The sequence below is a fragment of the Acinetobacter sp. Leaf130 genome (assembly GCF_001423205.1).
GTDB lineage: Bacteria > Pseudomonadota > Gammaproteobacteria > Pseudomonadales > Moraxellaceae > Acinetobacter > Acinetobacter calcoaceticus.
In genome coordinates this window covers 62,642-80,199 of the sequence record NZ_LMOE01000008.1, presented here as the reverse complement: position 1 = coordinate 80,199, position 17,558 = coordinate 62,642, and the positions used below count along the sequence as shown (strand labels likewise).

18 protein-coding genes and 1 pseudogene are annotated in these 17,558 nt (G+C 35.5%); 10 read left to right on the top strand and 9 right to left on the bottom strand.

Features of this window, described 5'->3' with window-relative positions:
- Window positions 1–98: 98 nt before the first annotated feature.
- A complete protein-coding gene (locus tag ASF86_RS16400; RefSeq protein ID WP_016803340.1) occupies window positions 99–428 on the top strand; it encodes a darcynin family protein in 330 nt (109 codons plus the stop codon).
- Between the two features lie 262 nt (window positions 429–690).
- Window positions 691–1,599, top strand: a complete 909-nt coding sequence (locus ASF86_RS16395) for a DMT family transporter (RefSeq protein ID WP_056483761.1) — start codon at window positions 691–693, stop codon at window positions 1,597–1,599.
- A 58-nt stretch (window positions 1,600–1,657) separates the two neighbouring features.
- Here the strand turns inward: ASF86_RS16395 and ASF86_RS16390 are convergent, their stop codons facing one another.
- The 3 genes from ASF86_RS16390 to ASF86_RS16380 all read right to left on the bottom strand — a co-directional run bounded on the left by ASF86_RS16390 (window position 1,658) and on the right by ASF86_RS16380 (window position 4,883).
- A complete protein-coding gene (locus tag ASF86_RS16390) occupies window positions 1,658–2,446 on the bottom strand; it encodes a 2-keto-4-pentenoate hydratase (protein ID WP_056483758.1) in 789 nt (262 codons plus the stop codon).
- A gap of 76 nt (window positions 2,447–2,522) precedes the next feature.
- Window positions 2,523–3,473 (bottom strand): flavin reductase, encoded by a 951-nt coding sequence (locus ASF86_RS16385; protein ID WP_056483755.1) that lies wholly within the window; start codon window positions 3,471–3,473, stop codon window positions 2,523–2,525.
- Between the two features lie 36 nt (window positions 3,474–3,509).
- The gene (locus ASF86_RS16380) at window positions 3,510–4,883 is read right to left on the bottom strand and encodes an LLM class flavin-dependent oxidoreductase (RefSeq protein ID WP_056483754.1); all 1,374 of its coding nucleotides are present in this window, start codon (window positions 4,881–4,883) and stop codon (window positions 3,510–3,512) included.
- Between the two features lie 214 nt (window positions 4,884–5,097).
- Here ASF86_RS16380 and ASF86_RS16375 point away from each other — a divergent pair, with 214 nt between their 5' ends.
- A complete protein-coding gene (locus tag ASF86_RS16375; RefSeq protein WP_056483752.1) occupies window positions 5,098–6,558 on the top strand; it encodes an aldehyde dehydrogenase (NADP(+)) in 1,461 nt (486 codons plus the stop codon).
- Window positions 6,559–6,642: 84 nt separating this feature from the next.
- Window positions 6,643–7,221 (top strand): NUDIX hydrolase, encoded by a 579-nt coding sequence (locus ASF86_RS16370; protein WP_056483749.1) that lies wholly within the window; start codon window positions 6,643–6,645, stop codon window positions 7,219–7,221.
- Between the two features lie 19 nt (window positions 7,222–7,240).
- On the opposite strand, the gene ASF86_RS16365 is transcribed toward ASF86_RS16370, so the two are convergent.
- Window positions 7,241–8,050, bottom strand: a complete 810-nt coding sequence (locus tag ASF86_RS16365) for an IclR family transcriptional regulator (RefSeq protein ID WP_056483746.1) — start codon at window positions 8,048–8,050, stop codon at window positions 7,241–7,243.
- Between the two features lie 249 nt (window positions 8,051–8,299).
- Window positions 8,300–9,631 carry an MFS transporter gene (locus tag ASF86_RS16360; RefSeq protein ID WP_081407741.1) on the bottom strand — a complete coding sequence of 444 codons (1,332 nt, stop codon included), beginning with the start codon at window positions 9,629–9,631 and terminating at the stop codon, window positions 8,300–8,302.
- Window positions 9,632–10,290: 659 nt separating this feature from the next.
- Here ASF86_RS16360 and ASF86_RS16355 point away from each other — a divergent pair.
- The 3 genes and pseudogenes from ASF86_RS16355 to ASF86_RS19885 all read left to right on the top strand — a co-directional run.
- Window positions 10,291–11,463, top strand: coding sequence for a hypothetical protein (locus ASF86_RS16355; protein ID WP_056483740.1), 1,173 nt, complete (start codon window positions 10,291–10,293; stop codon window positions 11,461–11,463).
- Between the two features lie 10 nt (window positions 11,464–11,473).
- The gene (locus ASF86_RS16350; protein WP_056483737.1) at window positions 11,474–11,659 is read left to right on the top strand and encodes a type II toxin-antitoxin system Phd/YefM family antitoxin; all 186 of its coding nucleotides are present in this window, start codon (window positions 11,474–11,476) and stop codon (window positions 11,657–11,659) included.
- Between the two features lie 55 nt (window positions 11,660–11,714).
- Window positions 11,715–11,792 (top strand): annotated as a pseudogene (locus tag ASF86_RS19885) (Darcynin 1); the annotation flags it as partial.
- A 110-nt stretch (window positions 11,793–11,902) separates the two neighbouring features.
- Here the strand turns inward: ASF86_RS19885 and ASF86_RS16345 are convergent.
- The gene (locus tag ASF86_RS16345) at window positions 11,903–12,604 is read right to left on the bottom strand and encodes a hypothetical protein (protein ID WP_056483735.1); all 702 of its coding nucleotides are present in this window, start codon (window positions 12,602–12,604) and stop codon (window positions 11,903–11,905) included.
- A gap of 96 nt (window positions 12,605–12,700) precedes the next feature.
- Between ASF86_RS16345 and ASF86_RS16340 the strand changes: the two genes are divergently transcribed.
- The 3 genes from ASF86_RS16340 to ASF86_RS16330 are packed head-to-tail and all read left to right on the top strand — an operon-like array spanning window position 12,701 to window position 14,997.
- Window positions 12,701–13,387 (top strand): hypothetical protein, encoded by a 687-nt coding sequence (locus tag ASF86_RS16340; RefSeq protein ID WP_003655959.1) that lies wholly within the window; start codon window positions 12,701–12,703, stop codon window positions 13,385–13,387.
- A 33-nt stretch (window positions 13,388–13,420) separates the two neighbouring features.
- On the top strand, window positions 13,421–14,200 hold the full coding sequence (locus ASF86_RS16335; RefSeq protein ID WP_013198862.1) for a hypothetical protein: 780 nt from the start codon (window positions 13,421–13,423) through the stop codon (window positions 14,198–14,200).
- Window positions 14,201–14,217: 17 nt separating this feature from the next.
- Entirely contained in the window at window positions 14,218–14,997 is a 780-nt protein-coding gene (locus ASF86_RS16330; protein WP_056483732.1) for a tetratricopeptide repeat protein, read from the top strand.
- A 196-nt stretch (window positions 14,998–15,193) separates the two neighbouring features.
- On the opposite strand, the gene ASF86_RS16325 is transcribed toward ASF86_RS16330, so the two are convergent.
- The 3 genes from ASF86_RS16325 to ASF86_RS16315 all read right to left on the bottom strand — a co-directional run bounded on the left by ASF86_RS16325 (window position 15,194) and on the right by ASF86_RS16315 (window position 17,043).
- On the bottom strand, window positions 15,194–15,733 hold the full coding sequence (locus ASF86_RS16325; protein ID WP_056483729.1) for a hypothetical protein: 540 nt from the start codon (window positions 15,731–15,733) through the stop codon (window positions 15,194–15,196).
- Between the two features lie 77 nt (window positions 15,734–15,810).
- Window positions 15,811–16,338 carry a hypothetical protein gene (locus ASF86_RS16320; RefSeq protein WP_003655952.1) on the bottom strand — a complete coding sequence of 176 codons (528 nt, stop codon included), beginning with the start codon at window positions 16,336–16,338 and terminating at the stop codon, window positions 15,811–15,813.
- Between the two features lie 150 nt (window positions 16,339–16,488).
- On the bottom strand, window positions 16,489–17,043 hold the full coding sequence (locus tag ASF86_RS16315) for a TetR/AcrR family transcriptional regulator (RefSeq protein ID WP_056483727.1): 555 nt from the start codon (window positions 17,041–17,043) through the stop codon (window positions 16,489–16,491).
- Between the last annotated feature and the right edge of the window lie 515 nt (window positions 17,044–17,558).

Below are 17,558 nucleotides of genomic sequence, written 5' to 3'. Positions count from 1 at the left end.
GTGAGTAATCACTCATATACTGACTGAGTCATATTGATATGACAAGCAAATGATGTTTTTTCAGTTGAACTACAACTCGGCTCAGTCATGGAGTGGTTATGTCTAGAACCTATACTTTTTTTATTCATTTAAGAGCTTTGCCTGCTTGGTTGGCTTTAGCTCGGGAAAAGCGTGCTGAGTTTAGTACACAAAAGCTTGAACCTATTTTTGAGAAATACCCAACTGTAAAAGTTCGCTGGTATGACGTTGAGGCATTTAGCACTAAAGCCAGTGATATTGCTGTGTTTGAGACGACATCTTTGCAAGATTATTATTTTGTGATTGATGCGATTCGAGACTCTGAATTTTGTACAGTGCCCTACTTTGAGTTTGTAGAGATTATTCCTGCAATTGAAGATGGATATGTGGAGTATGAAAGTTCTTTATAAAAGTTGTGAAGAAGATTTTTAGTTTTGCACGATCAGTCAAAATCTGGTCGTGATGAAAAATGATATAAGATTAGCTTACTAAATTGACTAACTAATCATCATAAAAATATAACTGAGTCTTAGCATGTATTTCTTTAATTATTTTTAAATTTAATTTATTTTTGAACACAATCTTCAAATAGTGAACACCAGCCTTTATAATCATAAAACTCAAAAATGATTCATCAATCATTTTAATTATCTAATTTAGAGCTAACTCAATATGAGCATTCAGACTACTCAAGCCTCATCCATCAATTATTATGTAGGTTTTTTATCCGTACTGTTTGCTGCTTTTTTATGGGGAACGGCTGGGACAGCAGCTTCATTCTCTAGAGAGTTAAATCCAATCATTATTGGGTTAGTTTCTATTGGTGTAGGTGGGCTTATTCATACGTTACTAAGTCTAAATGCAATAAAAAAAGACTATAAAAACCTATTTCAATATAAGTCTAAGATTTTAATAGGTGTTGTTGTATCAATAGCATGTCCTGTCGCTTTTTACTCTTCAGTAGCAACCGTAGGTGTATCGATCGGTACAGTAGTGTCTATTGGTTTTGCCCCGTTATTTACAGTTATGCTTGAATGGTTATTTGATAAAAGGCCTCTGTCATTATCATGGTTTATCAGTTTTATTTTAGGCTTTATGGGCGTAGTTCTTCTTTCATTTAGTGGAAACTTACATCACGACAACCAAGTTATTCATGCTGACCGTATGATTGGGGTCATATATGGATTAATTTCTGGCTTAAGTTACGCAACTTACTCTTGGACAATAAAAAGTCTTATAAATAAGGATATTAACTCCAGAGCAGCAATGGGAACAATTTTTGGGATTTGCTCACTTATTGTTATTCCTATTCTGTTTTTTACGGCAACCAATTTGTTCCGTTTTCATGAAAATATTTTCGTAGGAATTTACATTGCTTTTGTACCTATGTTTTTAGGTTATTTGTTTTTCAGTTTTGGCCTAAAACGCATTCCAGCAAGTCAGGCAATGACTTTAGCCTTATTCGAGCTTCCTGTAGCTACTTTGCTAGCAGTTGTATTAGTTGGTGAGAGCTTAACGTTTAGTAATTATCTAGGCTTACTTTCTATCTTTTTATGTATTATCGTCTTAACAAAAAAGTAGTTTATCTGACTCAATAAAAAAGAGTGGATAATCCACTCTTTTTTATTAACTCTCTAATTTATTTACCATTGCGATATTCAAAAGAGACTTCACCCCAATTAGCAAAGCGTCCAGTAATTGCTGTATCTGGTGTCATTTCAACTGCTGCTAAACAACTACCAGCAAGAATAATATCGCCTTTCTTAAAACCAATTCCAAACTCAGCAACACGACGGCATACCCAAGCAATTGCAGACACAGGGTTACCATAAATATCACCTGTATTGCCTTGTGCAACAACTTTGCCATTAATCAAGATTTCACCCGCTATATTGGTTAAATCTAACTCACTAATTTGGCGTGGCTGAGCACCTAAAATAACACCACCCACAGAACCACAATCGGCCAAAGTATCGTAGATACCGATTTTCCAATCTTTAACTCGCGAATCAATAATTTCTAGAGCTGGAAGTACATAGTCTGTTGCAGAAATAACATCAGCAACAGTCACTTGTGAACCTTGTAAATCATGCTTCAATACAAAAGCAGGTTCCAACTCAACATAAGGTGAAATAAAGTTATCAGGCGATACAGGCACACGTTCAAAATGGAAAAGTCTTTCCATCAAATAACCAAAATCAGGTTGATCTACACCAAATTTATTTTGCATAGCGGCTGCAATATTACCAAGTTTAAAACCAGCAATACGACCACCCTCTTCAACTTCCTTACGAATAATTTCTTGTTGGACCTGAATAGCAAGAGCCACACTTAACCCATCTTCGGTTGGAAATACTTTATCAACTGGTGTATTCGTTTTTCGAGCTTCGATTAATCGATCTGCAATTGCTTCAATATTTAGTGACATGATTTATTTCCTTTAAAATTTCTTCGTCTATCCTTTTTAAAAGGTGACTCTTTAATTGAATCACCTTTTTATTTCATCAAACTGCTTTATCACCTAAGTGCCAGATATCAATTGAAGCTAACAACTCTCTCGGATCCCACACCACCCATTCCTGAGTAATCAAACCATTCTTATGTTTCATAAAAGAAGAACCATGCACTGTTACATTACGGTATGTCGCTGGAACACCCATAAATAATCCTGTGTGTTTAGCAACCGTTTTCCAATGTAAAGCAATAAAGCCATCTTCTTGAACGGTATGAAGAACTTCTACTTTAAAATCACTAAATGCGGTATGAGATTCTTGAATTTGCTGAATCATATCTGCAAGATTTAGTTTCTGGCTGCCTTTTGAATAACGCACATAGTCAGGACTAACAATATTTTCAAATGCAGCAGTCTCACCTTCCCCCCATGCCTTAGTCCAAGCATTTGAAATACGGGACACCAAATCAGCGGCTGCTATGTTGTTATCAGTTTCTGGGTTTGGCGTAGGTAATGGCTGACATTCTCCGAACTTACCACCACTAAAAATCAGGGCATTTTCTGCTCCAAACTGGAATGCCTTGATTGCACCAACAATCATAAAATGGTCACCAGCAATCACTTCAGATAATACTTGGCAATCAATCCAAGCCACCGATTGATCTAAACGTGGAGTACCAATCGGACTATCTTGATAAGATAAGCCTTTGAACTTTTCATCCCCTTTACGTCCTAATGCTTTGCATACATCAAGTTGCGTAGTAGACAAAATATTCGCTGTAAATTTGCCTTTATTTCTTAATACAGGCCATGTGCTTGAAGATTTATCTACACAGAAGGTCACTAATGCCGGCTCTAGAGATAAAGACTGAAAAGTTCCTACTACAAGACCTGTAGGCTTATCATCTTCAGTCATACCTGTAATAGCGACTACACCTGTTGGTAGTAAACCAAATAATTTTCTTTGGTCTGCTGGGGCAATTACTGGGCTAGTTACTGTCATTTTCTTTCTCCTTAAAGTTATGCTTTATGCCTGTCCTTAGGCAGAAGTTCTATGATATTTAGCACCCGGATGATCATCAGCTAAACGAGCATTACCTTGTCCAAAAATATTTTCACGTAGAGTTGAGCCGTCATAGCTAGTACGCATCAAGCCACGGCTTTGCAATTCTGGTACTATATTGTCAATAAAGTCTTTAATATCTTGAAACTTAATAGCATTACCTAAATTGAAACCATCAATTCCAGTTTCATCGACCCAAGACTGCAATTCTTTAGCAACAGTTTCAGGACCACCTACAATTACAGGTGAAGTTCCACCAATACCGATATATTCAGCAATATCTCGAGGCGTCCATTCTTTTGTTGGATCCATTTTTGAGAATAGGTCAACCATTGTTTGACCAGCATTGGTCTTCACATGTTTTAATGGAACATCTGGATCGAAAGTTGACATATCTAAGCCAGCCCAACCACTGTAACGTGCCATCGCGCCATCATAACTTACGAGTTTTTTATACTCTTCATAACGTTGTTGTGCCTCTTCATCAGTTCGTCCAGTCACGACCGTCATCATTTGGACAACAGCAACATGATTCGGATCACGACCCGCAGCGGCAGCTTGTTGACGTAAATTATCAACCTGCTTTTTCAAACCAGCTTTAGAAGTGGCATTTGTAAATACAGCTTCGGCTGTAGCAGCAGCCAAAGCAACACCGCGAGACGAACCACCCGCTTGGAAAATTACAGGGGTACGCTGTTTTGAAGGTTCACACATGAAAATACCGGGAACTTTGAAATGCTCACCTTCATGATGAATTTCGTGAACACGTGTTGGATCAATATAAATACCTTTTTCACGGTCAACGACTGCGGCATTGTCTTCCCATGAACCTTCGAGAAGTTTTAATACAACATCTACAAATTCTTCTGCGTGACCATAACGATCATCATGACTACGCTGCGTACCTGAGCCAAGATTTTTTGCGGCACTATCAGAATAAGAAGTCACCACATTCCAGCCAACACGACCATCTGTTAAATGATCTAAAGTGGCAAATTTACGAGCCACACTATATGGATGGTCGTAAGCTGTAGATGAAGTTACACCGAATCCAAGGTGCTCAGTCGCTGCTGCCATTGCCGGAATAATGTAAGCAGGATCATTTGCAGGAAACTGAGCTGCATCTTTTAAAGCTTCTTCATAAGAGCCGTTGTATACATCGTGATAGCCCACGTTATCTGCAAAAAAGATACCGTCAAAACAGCCCTTCTCTAATAATTTTGCATATTCAACCCAGTACTTAACTGACTTGTATTCATGTCCACGATCTAGTGGGTGTTTCCAAATTCCTGCTGATAAATGTGCTGGACCAGCAAAGTCGAAAGCAAAAAATTTAATTTGTTTGGTCATTGGAGATCTCCCTTCCCTTGTTTCTTGACTCAATTACTCATTCATTACAAGACAGCTCAACGTTCACATTGTGAACTGCTTGTTTAACTTATGAACGTAATGTATGATATCCAAAATATCCTGTCAAGTAGAGAAAATTGGAATCACCATGTGATTGTTTTCTAAGACAGATATAGAGAAAGCAGCAAAGGAAACTAAAAAAGGACTCATTACCATGGCACCTGTTACTACAACTCAAGAAGTTTTTGACAAAGTCAGTGCAGCACAATCTGCATATGAAGCAACTCGACAAGTTTCACCAAAAAAGCGAGCAGAATGGTTAGATGCTATTGCAAGAGGATTGGGCCATCATGCAGATGAACTCATTGAAATAGCTAAAAAAGAAACCAATTTAGATGTCGCTCGCTTACAAGGCGAAATGAAGAGAACAATTTTTCAATTACAATTATTTGCTAAAGAAATTCAGTACGGGCCACATTTTGAAGCAACGATTGACCATGCTGATCAAAACTGGGGAATGGGTCCACGTCCAGATATACGTCGCGTGAATGTACCTTTAGGTGTAGTCGGAGTATTTGGTGCATCTAACTTCCCATTTGCATTTAGTGTAATGGGTGGCGATAGTGCATCTGCTCTTGCCGCAGGTTGTGCTGTGGTACACAAAATACATGATGGGCATCTATCACTCGGGTTACGCACAGGTGAAGTGGTTGTTGAAGCTTTGAAAAAAGTTGGAGCACCAGAGGGTTTATTCTCTGTCATTCATGGTCGAGCAGGTGCAGAAGCTTTGGTTGATCATCCTTTAGTACAAGCGATTGGTTTTACAGGTTCACTCGCAGGTGGCCGAGCTTTATTTGACCGTGCATCTCGTCGTGAAAAGCCAATACCATTCTTTGGTGAATTAGGCAGTATTAATCCAGTTTTCGTAACTGAAAAAGCATGGGCAACACGTCGTAACGACATTTTGACTGGCTACGCAAATGCCACAACAATGGGTATGGGACAGTTCTGTACGAAGCCAGGTTTATTGTTTGTACCTCAGTTCGAAGTTGCTGAGATTATTCCTGTTCTGCAAAAAGAATTTTCAACGAAAAAGTTTGCCCCATTACTTACCCCTAACTTAAGAAAAGGCTTTGAAGCATCATTGGCTCAAGTTCGCGGTTTGAGCAACGTTGAAGTTTTAGTGGAAGGAAATGATGCTGAAGCGCCATCACCAACCATCTTGATGACTACTGCTGAAGCAATTAAAGCAAATCCTGAAATTCTTGAACTTGAAATGTTTGGACCTGCGAGTGTTATCGTCCAATACCAGTCTGAAAAAGATTTGACTGAAATGGTATCCCTATTTAAAGGTCAGCTCACTTGCACATTACAAGCTGAGAATGATGAAGCTTTGGGTGATTTTATCGAAGCAATTCATGAGAAATGCGGTCGTGTTTTATGGAATGGTTGGCCAACGGGTGTAACTGTTTCCTATGCTCAACACCATGGTGGCCCTTACCCATCTACAACTTCATCTGCTAAAACCTCAGTTGGAACAGGTGCAATTGGTCGCTTTATGCGAGCTGTAGCTTATCAAACTTTCCCTGATGCAATGCTGCCTCCTGCACTTCAAGAAAGTAATCCATGGAAAATCATTCGTCGCATTGATGGCCGCTGGATTGAAGCTCAATAATTTTTAATGTTCCTTTTAGTCTATTGATACAACTTTGTGTCAATAGACTTTTGTACTTCTAGTCAGTTGCAAGGATGCAAAATTATGTCTTATTTTAATTTTTGTGGAAGTTGTGGACAGAAAACCTCTTGGATCATTCCCGCTGGTGATCATAATTTGAGACAAGTTTGCTCAGCTTGCGATCAAATCCATTATACAAATCCCAAAATTGTATGCGGTGCCTTAGTGACATGGGATGATAAAGTTCTTTTATGCCGACGAGCGATTGAACCACGTTACGGTTACTGGACCTTACCTGCTGGATATATGGAACTAGGTGAGACTATGGAACAAGGTGCTATAAGAGAAACATGGGAAGAAGCGGAAGCAGAAATCGAAATTGGGAACCTGTTTTGTATGTATAACTTTCCGCAAATTGGTCACGTATATGTCTTATTTAAAGCTCAATTAATCAACGGATTTTTTGGTAACGGCCCAGAAACCATCGAATCACGCCTATTTTCAGAAAGTGAAATTCCTTGGTCTGAACTCGCTTTTTCTAGTGTTAGCCAAACCTTAAAGCATTATTTTCATGATCGGAAAAAAGGAAAACTTGAATTCCATTTAGAAAATCTAAATCCTCAAATGTCTCAAGCTTACTTAGCTAAAGCTATTCCCGCATAATTTCAGGAATAGCCTCATATTATATTTGAGCTATTTTTTCAGATATTACTTTTGCAGTTTTCTGAAGTTCACTCACTATATTTACTAAAGACTGAGATAGCATTCTTTGTTTAGGGCCTGTAGCAGCAAGTACCCCTACAAGTTTACCTGCACTATCGCGAACCCCGACAGCAACAGCAAATAAACTTTCTTCTAGCTCATCATCAATAATTGCAAATTCTTGTACGCGAATTTGTTGTAAATTACGAATAAGCTCAGCTCGGTCAGTAATAGTGCGACTTGCCATTTGAGGTAAAGTTGCTGGCAATAAGTTCTTCAATTTCTCATCACTGAGTTCAGCAAGAACAATCTTACCTGTTGCACTTGCATGAATTGGGAAATCTCGACCAATATAACCTTGTAAAGAGAACCAGCGGCCTCCACCTGATGCTTCAGCAATTAGGTCAAAATCAGCTTCGCCATTTACTACTGCATAACCAATTAACTCATTTAACTGATCTGCCAAGCCCTGCAATATAGGTTGAATCAAAGCAAGTATGCCGCTATGAGGGTCGGCTAAACGGCCTAAACGAGCGATCTTCCAACCAAGCATATATTTATTATCGTATCTTTCGACAAAACCAGTCTGCTCAAGACTATAAAGTAAACGGAAAGTCGTTGGTCTAGACATACGTACTTCCTGTGCCAGTTCAGTCACAGTAATACCTCGAGGATGTTGACCAAGCTTATTTAATAAAACGGTTGCCTTAATCACTGATTTATTAATGAGTTCTGGTGTTTCTACCGTATTCTCATTTAATTCTTCATTTAGCTCAGCTTGCTCAGACATTAGGAATCACCATTTCATTTCTACACATTTACATCAAGTCTACAAGTTGGCGTAATATAACATATAACAAAACCAATAAATGTCCATTTATTTAATGAAGACTTGCATTCTTTATGATTTAAATTTTTATCAATATATATCATGTATTTATTTTAAATTAAAACCATATCGACTTAGTTTATCTCTTATAAAAAAAGCTGCTTATCACAGCAGCTTTTTTTGTTTCAGGTTAAGTTAAATATTTTTTTATTAAGCGGTTTCGCTCAGGGCTTTACCCTTTGTTTCTGGAGCAAGATAGTAAGACACAACGCCGCCGACTACACATACAATTGCAGCAATATATACCATCATTTCGGCACCATAAGCTGCAATTCCAAGCGGCAATAAGAATGTACCTGCTGCTGCTCCAATACGAGATATCGCAGTCACAAACCCAATACCAATTCCACGGACCTCGGTTGGGAAGACTTCGCCCGGATATACACCTGTAAGTGCTGTAGGAATTGTATTTGCAAAATAAAATACTAAGAAGCAAATTAATACTAGCGTTGGTGAACCTTCGGCGTATAAACCAATAACAACAAAAGCTATAGCACAGATAAAGAATGGTGGAATACCAAGTTTACGACGCCCCATTTTTTCAACTAACATCGCTGTAAAAATAACACCTGCTACAGCAAAAATATTTAAAAATAAGCCACCTGTAAAACCATCACTTAAGCCTAACTTTTCCAATACCATAGGTACAAAAGAGCCAATTGCAAAATATGGAGTTACTGAACAGAAATAGAAGACAGAAACGAATACGGTAATTTTAATATTTTTAGGTGTGAATAATTCCATTAAGCCATGATGCTTATCCGCCGCAACAGGTTTTTGATTTAAAATGTCACGCTGCTCTTCTTCATCCATATATTCAGCAGCAATTTTAATAGCTTCTTCTTTGCGACCTTTACTCATTAACCAACGCGGTGATTCGGGAGTCCCTATTCTAAGTAAAAGCACAATAACAGTTGGGATGGTGCTTAAACCTAAAATAATATTCCAATGGACAGGCCAGATTACTGTTAAAACATATCCGATAGAATAAGAAGCTAAGAATCCTACATACCAACCTACTTCTTGCAAGGCTAAAAGTTTCCCACGGCTACGTGCAGGTGCAAATTCAGATAACATTGGCCAACCTACCGAATATTCCATCCCAATGGCGACGCCCATTAAGAATCGAACAATAAAGAGTGACCACACATCTGAAACAAAGAATTGTGCAATGGAACAGACCAAAAACAGCATAAGGTCTAAAGTGAACATTGGACGACGTCCAATTCTATCAGCGAGCCACCCACCCAAAGGGCTACCAAAGAAAATTCCTATAAGTGCTGCTGCACCGATTAATCCTTGCCAAGTTAAAGAGAGGCTTAACTCTTGTGTTATTGCTGGCATCACCATTCCAACATAACCAAGAACAAAGCCGTCTACAAACATCCCGCCAGCAATAAGCCAAGTTAGTTTGGTAATAAATTTCCGTCGATTTGCCACGCCAATATCCTTTTTCCCTGTAGAACTTATAGCCTGTTCCATGTCCATCTCCTTTGTAATTTCGGTTAATTCCCAAATCCATCTAACCGTGATCAAAATCGATCATAATACAAAACGTTCAAATTTCAAATACAACGTTCATTTTTTAAAACTACAAATAAGATTTTCCTTCTAATCAGTTTAATTTAATATTTTTAAATTACAATTCTCGCCATCTAGAAAAAATTACTTAAGTTTATAAAATTTATAGTTAAATTAAATTTATAAAAGTTTTTAAAGCTTGAATACTAGCTCTTAAAAACTTATAGATTTAAAATATAAGTTACAAAAAAAGTGTTCACATTTTAAATTAATAGTTCATTTTATATGTTTTTAGTAAATGTTTAACTTATGAAGAAAATGGAGAAACCATTTATAAAAAAATCTTTAAATTTAAAAATAAATATATAAAACAAATAATTAATTAAAAAATATTCTTTTTCTGCATGCTTATTATTCCAAAATTATAGTGACATTTAAAAACAAAACATCCACATTGTGAACGCAATACTCTATATTTGAACACAAATATGTTATCTTTAAAGTAAGATTTTGAGACGAAAGGTATAAATTAGATTTAATACCTTAATTATCAATATCTTAATTAAAAACAAGAAACAGGAATAAGTTTCTTAAACTTTCATTTAAACAAGGATATGTAAATGAACAAGGCTTTTTTTAAAGTTGGATTGGGTTTCGTTGTTGTAGGAATGTCATTACCCACTTTTGCTGGTGTGACTTTCGGTGACCCTAAAAGTGAACGTGGAGCAGTTACGGTTTCTGGAACTTTACGTGCCAATTATCAAGACAAAGATTATGGTGAAACTACATCTGACCAAAAACTAAAATTTGATGCAGCCATTTTAAATGTGGCATATGAGTCGCCCGACTGGTTTGGAAAATTTCAATATCGTTGCTATCAGTACGACACCCTTTGTGATTTCTCTACCTTGGTACAGGCCTACGCTGGTTACCGTTTAAACTCAACGGATAACATCACTCTAGGTCTACAACCAATTCCATTTGGTCCGGGACGTTATTGGGATACAAGTTTTTATGCAGGTATTAACAATACTATGGGGCTTCAAGATGCGCTGAACTTGGGGGTGAACTATCATTTCGAAACACCATCAGCGACTAAAATTGATCTCGCTTATTTCGCAACCGATGGTGGTAACTACCATGGTACAAGCAAAGATTCTGCTCGCTATACTGCTAACCTGGTAAGTTCATCCGATCCACTAAAAACAGATTTAAATGAAAAAAACATGTGGATGGCACGTGTTGATCAAGACCTTAAATTTTTAAGTACAGATAATCTCAAAGTCTCTGTTGGCGGAAGCTATTGGTATTCCGACATCGAAAATAAAAAGACTTCTGCTGATGGTGAGCGAAACACGTGGGCATTGTTTAACCGCATTAATTATAAAAATCTAAATGTTGTACTAACAGGTGGTAAACAGTCTATTACCAACAAAGATGCTTTAAATCCTAATAGCTCTACTTTTGGTTCGTTCGATGGCGAATATGATATTGCCAATGAAGGTTATTTCTACACGGTTGATACAAGTTACACCTTTAAGAATGTACGGGACTCCCTCAACGTAACCCCTTACGTTGTGTTTAGTGGCTTCAATAAAAAAGAACAGGATTTTGATGATTCACAACGAAATATTGTTGGCGTGGCATGGGACTATAAAAACATCTCTTTATATACCGAATATTTAATGAGTAAAAATGACCCATTTGTTGGTGGTACAGGTAACTCACTTGCAGCAGGTGATGATGGAAAGTGGAACAAGCTCTTAAATTTGATGCTGGTTTATAACTTTTAAAGGAGTAGTTATGGAAAGTATGAATTATGCGAATGCCAAAGCACAGCTATCTAGGTTAATGGATCAGGCTTTATATGGGCAGCCAGTTGAAATAACCAGAAAGAACCGTGAACCTGTCATTATTATTAGTAAAGCTGCATATGAAGCTTATAAAAAAGCTGACTTTTATAGTAAGTTTCCAGCAGATCATAAATAGTAAATTGATAAGAAAGTTGGGATCAGTAGCTTTAAGAAGTTATTGATTCCACATAGTGCCCTACGTTGAGTTTGTAGAGATCATTCCTGCAATTGAAGATGGATATGTGGAGTATGAAGAAAGTTTCTCGTAAAACGCGTATAACTTTTTATCAAACCCGTGATGCCTCAAGCCAGTAATTTTATGGCTATGCCTAAAGTAATAGCCATCGTAAAATCTAGCTTTATTTCGATTTTTTTATATCTATTTAATATAGCTATTTTTTTTAAAAACTTGTTGAAAACTTAAAGGAATATTTTGTGTATTAGGAATATGCCCAAAGAAATGCTCATCTTTTGTTTGAAAAAAGATATCAAAGCTTTGACTCATAAATGGATCGACTTCACTTTGTTTTTGATAAATTGGTTTCAGCCTATTGATATAATAATTTATCCAATCAACTTGTGTTGAAAATAGAGAATAATCTCTGAGATCAGAATAGAGCCTCTTCAAATTATCTGCAATCAAGTCTACATTTGGATGGAATAGCCAAATAATAATCTCCATGGGAGAAACTTTTTTCAGCGTATGCTGAGATGTTTTATCAAATCTTTCAATTTTATATAATTGCGCGCCAGATTGACTATAACTAGAGCAAAGTAATTTTCCATTATGAACCTGATCAAGATTTTGACCTAATTCTAAGGTACGTATTTTCTTAGAAATATCTAGACATTCAGGTAAAGCTATTAGTTTAGATTTTGCTATATTTTTAAATATATCAACTGATTGCTGAACCACTCTTGATTCGCCCGTACCCGTAATAATACCTTGCTCCCAAGCATATAACTTCGAGCAATGTGTAGTAGAAAGTTCAATATCTAAGGTTTCATTTACAGTTACTCTTTTATTATCAGCTGCAACGACAATGCTATCGTTTAATTGAATAGCTAAGATGAAAGTCATATTTTACGTAAAATAACGAGACATTTGATATGCATTTATTTTAGGCTATATCTATACAAAGTTCTGAATATTTTTTTATAAAAATTGAGGTTATTGATGGCTGGTGGTTCTCAAATTATTATTAATAAAGATGGTATTACTCTGATTACACCAGGAAAATTTGAGCCGAAAGCTGGACAACACATTTTTAAAGGCGGTGAAAAAGCTAATTATTCTTTACCCGAAATCCCTAATGTTCAATCTCCTTTTAGTAATAAATTAGATGTTTATAATCTATTTCCAGATACATCAAATATTAAATATTCTGTTTTACATTCAAATGGACAAGTAAAAACTGGCTTCCTTGACCAGTATGGTAGGACTGGACGTATCAGATCACAGGAACAGGAAAAAGTTAAAGTTCTGATTGGTGGCGATGAATGGCACTACTATATTAGCCGTTTTGGTGGAACTATTGAGGATAATACTTATATTAAATTCCTAGATTTTATAGGAGATCCTATACCAAATTTAGAATTTAACTTAAGCGATGATAATAATAAAACTCTTATGGAATGTAGAACAAATAATGATGGTGAAGCCGTATTTGTATGTCCTAAAGATGACTTTCCAATCCTATCCGTTAAAAGTTTAATTACTAATGAATTTAAACCAATACTAAGAATAGAAAATAACTTAGTAAGAGAGATAATTTTAGTAAGCCCTAAAATTTTGAAAGAAATCGATTTATTACAAGAAACAGATGAGAAAGGCGATTATTTAAGAAGTAACTATCATAAATAATTGAATATTCAAAAAGTATTGTGAGTGATAAAGATGGCAAATGAACAGAAAGATTTACAACAGAAAGTAAACCAAAATGGTAGGCCTGTTTCAGTGTTTACTAGAGAACATCTCGAAACAGCTGCTAATGTAGCCTCAGAATCTTCAGATATATTAGGTTATTTAAAAGATGGAACTTCTGTTGTAGATAATTACAATTTTAGATGGGGTCTTATCCACTCAAAAAATACGCCTTTGTTTAGTAAAGAAAGGTTAGAAAAAGCTAGGGAATTCCGATTTTATAAAGAAAATCCTCAGACAGGACGAATTTTTAAAGGTAATCAGCATACAAAAGTATTCGATACTAAAAAATTCGGAACCAAGATTGATAAATTAGGGTCAAAAGCAGGTAATTTTGGAGATGGAGTAGAGTTAGCATTAGCTATTGTCGATAGAAACCCTGAAGCCCTTGCAACAAAATCTTCTACATTAGTGCTATCTAAAGCTGGAGAAAAAACGGGTGAAGTAGCTGGACTTGCTGCTGCTGGAAAATGTGCAAAAGTAGCAATAAAACGGTTAGATCCTAGAAAAGCTACCGTTGTTGGTCTCACCTGTGCTGGTGCAGCCATAGGTGTGAAATACTGGTTAAAAGACAAAGGAGATGAGTTAGGAAATACGGTTGGAAAAACAAAGACTGCTATAGAGGCAGCTCAAGGCGTTCTCGATGCAGTAGACATATTGGATCAAGTTGAGACAAAAGCGGCTGAGAGAGAGAGACAAGAGGCTATAAAAAAAGATCCAATGGTAGAATGGCATATAGTTGGAGCAGATTAATTTCACAGAGATATATTATGAATTTAAAGTATTTAATGATTTCTAGCCTCATAAGTATATTTTTATTAGGTAGTGCAGGCTGCTCAGAACCGATTCCACAACAAAATAAAACTCAAAATGAAGCAAGTCAATTATATGAACAAGGTGGTAGATATTTCTTAGGTAAAGATGTACCTAAAGACTATCAAAAAGCTTTTTCTTATTTCCAAATGGCAGCTGAAAAAGGCCTACCTATTGCGCAAAATGATTTAGCAGGAATGTATTCAAAAGGAATAGGCACCCCAAAGAATGACGAAAAAGCTTACTATTGGTATGAGAAAGCTGCTAAAAACAAATTTCCAGAGGCTCAATATAATTTGGGTTTGATGTACGATAATGGCTATTATGTAAATAAAGATAGATCAAAAGCTTTAGAATTTTATAAATTATCTTCTGATCAAGGATATGCTAAAGCTCAATATAATTTAGCAAATGCTTATATTTCAGGGAATGGAATAAAAAAAGATATTAATTTAGCACTAGAATTATATAAGAAAGCTGCAGAGCAAAATCTTTCTGAAGCTCAATATAATTTAGCAAATATTTATTCTGATGGCAGTCTGGTTAAACAAGATAATGAAAAAGCTTTAGAGTTATATACAAAAGTAGCAGAAAAAGGCGTACCTGAGGCTCAAAACAACCTCGCCTATATGTATGCTAATGTTTACTCAGATTATGAAAAAGCTAAATTTTGGTTCCAAAAAGCTGCCGACAATGGATATGAGCCAGCAAAAGAAGCCTTAGAACAATTTCATTAAATTACAATGAAATTTAACTCCTTTAATTTTATAATTTATTCTTAATATAAAATTAAACTATTATATAAAAATAGGTTTACTAGTCAGTATATTCTGAATATTAAACCTATTTTTATTAACAACACTTCTAAAACTCAGAAAATAAAATTTATTTTGAAATTCTTTTAACTTATTTAAATCCAAATCACTTACAAAATCATCTTCTTGAAAATAAAATACAAATACTATAAAGAGTAAAAATTGCAAATAAAGTCAATAGAATTCCTTGTATTTCTGAGATAAAAATACTTAACCAAGATAATCTATAGTTAAATTCTGTATTCGTAAGAAATAACTTAGCTTTATTAGGAGAGTTCTCATTTATGAATAATTTTATTGTCTGATCTTTTACAGCCCTATTAAAAAGCTGTTTATTTTTTTCTTTAAAAGAATCACAATGTTCAAAAATATATGTTTTATATATTCTATAAAAAACTTGGTCTTGTTGAAGATAGCTTTTATTTCCATAATTATATTGATATGAAACTGCTAGATTTGCCATTTTGTCCCCGCCTCGTCCCCAAGGACTTGAGCACTTAATTTCATAATTTAAGATCTGAAATTTTTCTACCTGTATCCAATTTGGATGAGTTACATTAAAAACTTTTAACTTAGCAGCAGGAATGCTCGTGCAAAAAAATATTACAACAAATAAAAACAACACAAGATAAAGACCGCTATAGAAAAATTTATTCATAACTCAAAACTATAATAGATTAATTTTTAGCAAATGACAGATAATCATATATTATTAAAATACAAATTAGTCCTCTATTATTTTTTAGAAGTGACAACTAGATATATAATTAATCCACTTAAGACCAAAATTATTAATTGGATTTCTAACACAAGGTTTATCATCCAAGAATTTCTAAACGATAAACCTTTTTTTTCTATTAATATTTTTGATTTTTTTGTATCTGGTGAAATAAAAACTTTTATTTCATTATTTTTCTTTATCTCATTAAATATAGATAAGTTTTGCTCTTTCATCTCATCACAATTCTCCGAAATCATCAATCTATATACAACCAAAAAATCTTTTTCTTCTGATTTATAAACTTTTTTTTGATATGTATATTGATACCTTATATCTCCACGAGCACTTCTCTCCATTCCTCGTCGCCAATATTTTCTTTTACAATAAACGTTATAATCTAAAATTTTATAATCTTTTAATTCAACCCAATCAGGATGAAGTAGTTTAAAAACTTTTAATTGTAGGTTAAAAGATGAGGTTAAAACTAATAGAATAAGAAAAACAGCCACTAAGGATAAAATAATTTTTATAAATAATTTCATTATTAATATATCCCAACCTAAATAATGGCTCTAAAATTAACATATAAAATAATATATAAACATATTTCATATGCCCTTAGCTGGTAAATATTAGCATGAAAATAAAATTTTATTGAATAACCTTAAGTATAGCCACCGTATACTATTTTATTATTTCCCCCTCCCCCAAAACCGCTCCAACACCACATCCCGTTCATCCAAACTGTTAGAGCTTAAAACCTGTAACATCAAGCCATCAATTAAGTTTAAAACCATGTTGGCATCGGGATTGAATACATTAGCTTCCAGACTAAAAACCAGATCAAAAAGCTCTCGAAGCAACCATCTTCGATATTCAACCGCCATGCTGTAAGCCGTTGGATAAAGCAGTTTTATTTCAAAAATGGCTTTAAACAAAAGATGGTAAAGGCTGTTTACATCGACATGTAAACGGACAATTTCTTTAAGTTTATCACTTGGTTTTGAATAGCGGTGTGAGTAGACAATTGCCAGAACTTCTTCTTTCAGTCGGCTTTTTTGAAAGCTTATACACGTTTCTATGAGGCATTCTTTCGAGTGAAAGTAGTTATAAAGCGTGGCTTTCGGAATTTTAGTTTCTTTGGCAATCAGGTCTACGCCCGTGTTGTGAAAGCCATAGATGTTAAATAGATCTATTGCGGTATGTATTGCTTTTAATTTTTTTGAAGTCGTTTCTAAAGTTGGCATAGTTTTACCGTTTTAAATTCTTGTTGTTTCTAAATGAGATAAAAAGCCTGTGCCCTTTCTGGGAGAAAAAAAGGCACAGCAAAGCCGTAAGACGGTGCTTGGCACATCTCAAGTTTTGTTTTGCTAAGTTTTAAGTAAAAATGACTTAAAGCCTGAAAACCTTATGGCGTTCAAGCTGCTTTAAATTTTTAAGCTGTGTCGTTATAGCTTTTGGCAATGAGTGCCAAGAAATAATGGATGTGCATAGCCAACTCCTGATTTTGGGAGTTCTGCCAAAGCATTCATTTGGAATTATGGTGGCAGAACGAAAGAGGGTTGACAGACTGAACCTAAGAATCAGCACACCCGAGGGTGTCCCCCTTCCGTCCTACCGCAACAAAAGGGGGACGAACGAGTCTACATTAAAAAAAACGAGTTTTTTCAATGTGCTTAGGTTCCGGCCTGTCATAGCCGGCTGGCAATGTAGGCCAGCAGGCAAAGGATAATCTGAGAGTTGATAGGTGTCAATGTAGCTT

Coding starts and splice junctions, on each gene's coding strand:
- ASF86_RS16400 (WP_016803340.1), top strand. CDS start 99: ATGTCTAGAACCTATACTTTTTTTATTCATTTAAGAGCTTTGCCTGCT.
- ASF86_RS16395 (WP_056483761.1), top strand. CDS start 691: ATGAGCATTCAGACTACTCAAGCCTCATCCATCAATTATTATGTAGGT.
- ASF86_RS16390 (WP_056483758.1), bottom strand. CDS start 2,446: ATGTCACTAAATATTGAAGCAATTGCAGATCGATTAATCGAAGCTCGA.
- ASF86_RS16385 (WP_056483755.1), bottom strand. CDS start 3,473: ATGACAGTAACTAGCCCAGTAATTGCCCCAGCAGACCAAAGAAAATTA.
- ASF86_RS16380 (WP_056483754.1), bottom strand. CDS start 4,883: ATGACCAAACAAATTAAATTTTTTGCTTTCGACTTTGCTGGTCCAGCA.
- ASF86_RS16375 (WP_056483752.1), top strand. CDS start 5,098: ATGGCACCTGTTACTACAACTCAAGAAGTTTTTGACAAAGTCAGTGCA.
- ASF86_RS16370 (WP_056483749.1), top strand. CDS start 6,643: ATGTCTTATTTTAATTTTTGTGGAAGTTGTGGACAGAAAACCTCTTGG.
- ASF86_RS16365 (WP_056483746.1), bottom strand. CDS start 8,050: ATGTCTGAGCAAGCTGAGCTAAATGAAGAATTAAATGAGAATACGGTA.
- ASF86_RS16360 (WP_081407741.1), bottom strand. CDS start 9,631: ATGGAACAGGCTATAAGTTCTACAGGGAAAAAGGATATTGGCGTGGCA.
- ASF86_RS16355 (WP_056483740.1), top strand. CDS start 10,291: ATGAACAAGGCTTTTTTTAAAGTTGGATTGGGTTTCGTTGTTGTAGGA.
- ASF86_RS16350 (WP_056483737.1), top strand. CDS start 11,474: ATGGAAAGTATGAATTATGCGAATGCCAAAGCACAGCTATCTAGGTTA.
- ASF86_RS16345 (WP_056483735.1), bottom strand. CDS start 12,604: ATGACTTTCATCTTAGCTATTCAATTAAACGATAGCATTGTCGTTGCA.
- ASF86_RS16340 (WP_003655959.1), top strand. CDS start 12,701: ATGGCTGGTGGTTCTCAAATTATTATTAATAAAGATGGTATTACTCTG.
- ASF86_RS16335 (WP_013198862.1), top strand. CDS start 13,421: ATGGCAAATGAACAGAAAGATTTACAACAGAAAGTAAACCAAAATGGT.
- ASF86_RS16330 (WP_056483732.1), top strand. CDS start 14,218: ATGAATTTAAAGTATTTAATGATTTCTAGCCTCATAAGTATATTTTTA.
- ASF86_RS16325 (WP_056483729.1), bottom strand. CDS start 15,733: ATGAATAAATTTTTCTATAGCGGTCTTTATCTTGTGTTGTTTTTATTT.
- ASF86_RS16320 (WP_003655952.1), bottom strand. CDS start 16,338: ATGAAATTATTTATAAAAATTATTTTATCCTTAGTGGCTGTTTTTCTT.
- ASF86_RS16315 (WP_056483727.1), bottom strand. CDS start 17,043: ATGCCAACTTTAGAAACGACTTCAAAAAAATTAAAAGCAATACATACC.